Annotated in this window: 2 protein-coding genes and 2 pseudogenes; all 4 read left to right on the top strand. The window is 28.1% G+C overall.

The genetic code is table 11. The annotated features are described in order from the left end of the window. A pseudogene (locus B6S12_RS11180) lies at nucleotides 1–914 on the top strand (hypothetical protein); the annotation flags it as partial. A 410-nt stretch (nucleotides 915–1324) separates the two neighbouring features. Next, on the top strand, nucleotides 1325–2101 hold the full coding sequence (locus B6S12_RS09950) for a hypothetical protein (RefSeq protein WP_111230630.1): 777 nt from the start codon (nucleotides 1325–1327) through the stop codon (nucleotides 2099–2101). 36 nt (nucleotides 2102–2137) lie between these two features. Next, nucleotides 2138–5893, top strand: a complete 3756-nt coding sequence (locus B6S12_RS09945) for a hypothetical protein (protein ID WP_111230629.1) — start codon at nucleotides 2138–2140, stop codon at nucleotides 5891–5893. 20 nt (nucleotides 5894–5913) lie between these two features. Further along, nucleotides 5914–6151: pseudogene (locus B6S12_RS09940) on the top strand (hypothetical protein); the annotation flags it as partial.

Here is a 6151-nt window from a genome sequence, read left to right as displayed (position 1 = left end):
GTCCTAATACCATAGCAGGTGTAAGCTATCCTTGCACTAAAGTAGTAAGTGTAAAGGGTTCTTTATCCCAAAAGAAAGTCAATGGAGAATTTGTAATCTTACAAGAGCTTATTAGTGGTTCTCTAACAGATAAAGGAGTTCCTCTAAAAGTTAGCTTTACTCCTACTAAGTTTAAATTTGATCATAGCTTTGATATAGATAGGGGGTTAGGGGAGCAAAGCAAAACTATAGCAGAGTTAAAAGAGCCTATATTAAGACTTCATTATAAAGAGCATAAATATCAAAAAGATAATCTTTTGATTACAAATCTTAAAGTAAATGATAAAATCTATAAAAACGATTTTGGAATTGAATCTATTAAGCTTGATGATTTTTTAGATGTAAGCAATGCCACTCTTTTAAATACTCTAAAACAAACCTTTATAAAAGAATATGAATTTAAAGAAGTAAAAATGGGATTAGGAGTGCATAGGCTAAACTTAATCTTTATTATTCCTAAAAATATTCCCAAAATTTATAAAGATGCTTATAAGAGCTTTGATAATAAAGAGCTAGGAGCAGGATATTTTAAGCAATTACACGAATATGATGAGGATTATAAAGAAAATGGAGAAATTATCCACAATAGGATATTTTTATCCCCAAGTAAAATGCAAAAGGTTAATTTTGAAATTGCTAGAGGATTAGATGAGTGGTTAGAAAGTGAAGATGTATGTTCTTTTAATATTTATACTAAGAATTATTATGGGATAGATAATAAAGACATAGTTGCAAATCAAGATATAAACTCTAATCATGCAAGCACCATATATACTAGTGATAAAAATGTTGATAGCACACAAGAAACTATCCCTGATAATGTTATAAGAATAGAAACACAAGATGGCAGTGGAGAGTTTATTGAGATAATATTTCCTATTTTACCCAAAGAAGAACCTTTAATAGATGTTAGCTATATGTTTTTTGGTGGCTTTAAGGCATTGCAAAGCACCTCTAAAGTAGCCAAATTTTTTAGAGCCAAATCATTGACAAGAGATGAAGTATTGCAAATAGTAGATGCATTACCATCAAATGTTAGAGATTTTCGTAGAAAAATAGTTAAAGATAAGAAAGAATTAAATAAGTTGTGAAAAAAAATAACTAAGAATTCTACAAAATTAAACAATAAAACTGACAAACTTTACAATCAACCTATTTATAGGCAAGAATTAGATGATGGAGTAATTGTGCAATATAAACAAGCTTCAAAAAGTGGAGGAGAGACAATAGAAATAAACTCGCAAAACCCTAGAGAAAATCTTAGGACAATACATATAGGCAAATAATGAAGTATAAATACATCAAATGGAATGAAGAAGAAAAATGTGCTATATTTTTTCCTGATATAGATTATAGCTTATGGAAGAAAACACAATTAAAAGAAAATGCTTACAATAATCCTGCTTTAATCCTATCATCTAACCTAATAACAAAAGTGGATATCTTAGAGTTGTTTGAATATTATATTTTATTCATTTGTGGAAAAAGTATGGGTATATCAAGATGGGAATGCAATAATTTAATATTGTTAAATGCAGATACTGATAGTAACTTTTTTTCTTTAAACACGCCCAAATCTACTTATATAAGCGAATATATAAATATCTTGGGACAACTTTTCTTAGCAGGTTATATAGACTTTGGTTCTTACTATGATAATGATGATAGGGATAAAATAGATTATCCCACAAACTTATCTTATTATAAAGAAGATAAATATCAAGCTTGGATATATTTTAGAGATAATTTCTTTTATACTAACGCATTTTTAAAATCTGATGAAGATGATATTTTAATCTATAAAGATCAAGAATACACAGAAAAAACCCTGCCTAAACTTAAAGAAGGAGAAATAATTTATAGCACAATGTATTCTCCTACCTCTTGGGATACACCAAAATATTGGAGCGAGTATAATATATGGGTAGCAAGAACTCAAAAAGGCACAAAATATTTTAATGAAGTCTTAGCTCCTAAATTTTATAATAAATACAAAGATTTAGAAGTAGAGATTGATAATAAAGGTAATGTGATTAGATGGATTGGAGGGGTTAATGGGTAAGTTACTAAAAGTTTTAAAGTATCTTAAGGATAGGCGATGGGGCAAGTAAGCTTAAAATATATCTATGATATACATGAACTTAGATGCGAAATAGAAGAGCATTGTAAGGAAGCTGAAAGCATTAGACTTTATTCTAATAATTTTATAGATTGGGGATATGCAGATAGATTGATTGCATTCTATTTTGATGAAGATTGTAAAATTAAGGAATTTGTCTTTGAAGAATGGCTAAAAGGACATTTATGCACTCTAATTTCTCCACAAACAAAAATACAAATCTATGATTATTGCCATTTTGATGAAAAGGATATTAATAAACCTAAGACATTTTATTTAGATAAAAAATGGAATAGGGTAGAGCTAGCTCAAAATGCAACCCAAGAAAATAATAAAGAATATATACAAGTTTTTTTAAAACAAAGTAACACTTCTAAAATTTTATATGATTTTGTGGAATATTTAAATCCAGAAGCAAAAAGTATCACTAAAGCCATAGATGAAATTTTAGATAAAGAGGACAAAGGAGAAGAGTTTTTAAAAAAATGTATTATTGAAAAATTAAAAAATCCGCTAATGGAGCAAATTTCTTCAATAAAAGAGTCACAAATCTTTGAAGAAAAAGATTTAAAAGAAAGTATTGAAAAAAGCTTTAAAAATCTTTTAGAAGATATTAGTAAAATTAATAAAGAAGGCAATAGCCAAATATACAGAGAAATACTTATATTATTTTTAAATCTTGTAAATATTTTTGATATTAAAAAAGTTATCAGTAAGGCTAATATTTTTATAAGCGGTGCAGAATTGTTATTTGAAGGAGGGAAGACATTTTTAAAACTTTTAGAATGGTATAACAATAAATATAACTATGCTATATATAAAAATCTTATTAAGCTTTTAATAGATGATATAGCTCCTATGATTTTACTTGTGGATAATAGGATTTTTCATCATACACTTATTATAGATGATAGGATTTGTATTGAATTTTCAGGGATAGATACAAGACATTTTGCTTCTAAGGCTAATGTGAAGCAAGAATTAGCCATATGCTTTAAAGCAGACACAAAAATTTTTAGCGAAGAAAAAAGTTTAGATGATTTAAAGTATGGCACTTTAGATAATATGCAAAAAGATAGCATAATGGTTTTTGGGAAAAATCATATAGAAGAGGTTTTAAAAGAGCAAATGAGCATGGATAATAATAGATTAGCGTTTATAGAAAGCCCTTTTTTTAATTCTATAAAATTAGCCAAAATCATTAAGGATAACAATGAATTGCAAGAAAAAAATAACGAATCTTATAATGCACAAAATTATCTTTTAATTACCAATACACCAAGAAAATATAATGCAGGTTTAAACCAAAAACTTATAGAAAATATTTTGGGTAATGAAATTTATTATCCTGATACTATAAAAAATGAAGTAAATAATGAGATTTTATCCCAAGCTCCAAAAGATTATGAAACAACTATAAACTATAGCCGATACAAGATTGCCATTAACCAAAAAGCAGAAGAGAATAAAGCTGCATTTGTATTATCTTTAAGTCCATTTGTGCGTATAGATTATGCAGAATATGAAGAGTTTAGAGAAACTAAAGAGCAATACAAAGAACTTCAAAATGATACTAAAGATGAAAATATGCAAAAATATTTAGATTTTAAAAGCAATATAAGTAATGTGGAAAAGATATTAAATTATTACTATATCCAACAGCAATTTATACAACCAGATAACAAACAAATGATTTTAGAAAAAGAAAAGCAGTATTTTAAGGAGGGGATTAGTTGCATACAAGAATATATTAACTCTTTAATCACAACAGATGAGACTTTTGGAAATTCTCATATAAGAAAATTTCATTATAATATTTTTGAAGTATTCTTGTTGGCTTTGACATTTTATGTCTTAAGAAACTTCTATATTTCTGTATCAATAAAGGATAAAAGTTGGTGGGAAATAACAAGTTATGAAACTTTTAAAATAGAAAACCAAGAAGAACTTAAAGTTTTACCCATGAATGTTTGGTTGTCTCTAGAAGAGAATAAAAGCATGCGTTTATGCTTTTCAAAAAAGAGAAAGCAAGAACTTCTTAAATCTTCTATACAATTTTTTACAAACGAAGAACAAAAAAGCATATTTTGTATAGAAGAATTTGTAGAACTTATGGAAGAAGATATCAATAAGGGCGGAGTAGATATTTTTAAAGAATATTTAGGAGATGAATTAGAACAATTTAATATTATAGACACCAAAGAAGAAATTCCAAAACCTTTAAATAAAACAGAATTAGAAAAAGACATAGATATACTAAACAAAAACGATAAGCAAGATTTAGCAGAATTAAAAAACCTACAAGAAATAGAAAGCAAACTAGAAGAAGAATTAAAAAACCAAAAGAGCATAAAAGAAGAGATTGAAAAACTCTTTGAAGACTTAGGAAGGCAACCCCCAAAATACGATTATGAAAAAACTTTAGAAGTGATAGGAGAAACTTTTATAGATGAGTTTTTCCCTCTAATAGGTGCGTTAGGAGATTCTGCTAAGCTTGGTGTGCTTCTTGTTAAAGCAATGAAGGAATATTGTGATAAAGGAATTCAAGAAGCTCTTTATACCTTAGCAGGCTATATGTATTTGCCTTATGTGGCTTGGAAATATGATATTAAAGTCTCACAAACCTATTCCACTAAAGAAAGACTTAAAATAAGAAAAAAGAAGCTTGCCAAGAAAGCTTTATGTTCTCTTATTATGGAGAGACAAAACAAAAGAGGATGGCAGGTTTTAATCATGGCTCATCCCTCTTTAGAAGGATTAAAGACACTAGAAGGCACAAAACTAGAAAGATTTAAAATAAAATCACAATTCCTCATTAAAGCCTTAATGGAAACTAACAAAGATGTTTTAAAAGCATTACCCCAAGCCATCATAGTAAATTTAATTGATCAACTTTGGGTAACCCACTATGAAAAAACCAAAACAGAATATGAAAGATTGCTTTTTTTAAAATTCTCTTATAAATACAACCAACCCTATGCCATAGAACGAACACCAAGCCAAGAAGATAAAGGAAGCATTACCTATCCTATGTTAATTTATAACACCTTTATTTCTTCTAATTTTGTGAATTTGATTGTAGGTTCTAGATTACACACAGGAGGCTTAGGAGAAAAAGAAGCATTATTTTTCTTGCAAAGAGAAATGGTGCAAGAAAATGTTAGAACATATCTTGTAAATAAGCTTTTTGCTTATTTATGTTTAGATGAATTAAGATCTACAAATGGGGATTTAACCAAAAAAATAGGGGATTTAGAATTTTTTACTACCGATATCTATAAGAAAACTCCCCCTGAATCAAGGTTATTAAAATTAATTTGCAAGGAAGATTTAAAAAACCATAATGATGAAGCAAAAAAAGCTTTATACCAAGAATATAAAGACAAAGAGTCAGAGGGATTAGAAGCCATAGATGCTTACCATAAATGTATGGATTATTTAGAGGATGTTCGTAAAGGTATCTTTAATACTAAAGCAACAGATAATAGACAAGATCCTCTAAAACATAGAAATTTTTTAAAAAATCTAGACATTATAGGGCAAAATAATATTAAGGCTTTGTATGTGGGAGTGGGGGATAATTTAAATACAGCAGAAGAAGAGAAAAAAATAAAAAAAGACAAGCAAACCAAAAAAGAAGTGAAGCAAAGCAAAGACGAAAAAGAAAAACGCCCTAAATTTGTAGGTAGACTAGCCACTACTATCATTATAAAAAATGGCTTGCATATAGGCTAAATCTAAAGAAAGGATAAAGAATGAGTGATAATAAAGAAACTTATGAGATTTATACACCAGATGGTTCAATATTAAATGTGGAAAAAGGTACTAATAGAATCTTATTTACCACTATTGAAGGTAGAGGTAAATATACAAAACAACACTCCAAAGCCCTTTTTGAAGCTTGGAATATTATGGAAAACTCTCCCTACAAAGATTATAAACCAATATATTTAGATCCTAACTTTTATACAGGAGAGAGATCCACTCTTTTAG

This window comes from Helicobacter valdiviensis (genome assembly GCF_003245365.1).
In the GTDB taxonomy this organism is placed as follows: domain Bacteria; phylum Campylobacterota; class Campylobacteria; order Campylobacterales; family Helicobacteraceae; genus Helicobacter_D; species Helicobacter_D valdiviensis.
The sequence above is the reverse complement of the archived record's forward strand: the minus strand, read 5'-3'. Positions and strand labels throughout refer to the sequence as shown.

Bases quoted from the DNA above. Each gene is read 5' to 3' on its own strand.
- B6S12_RS09950 (WP_111230630.1), top strand. From the start codon at position 1,325: ATGAAGTATAAATACATCAAATGGAATGAAGAAGAAAAATGTGCTATA.
- B6S12_RS09945 (WP_111230629.1), top strand. From the start codon at position 2,138: ATGGGGCAAGTAAGCTTAAAATATATCTATGATATACATGAACTTAGA.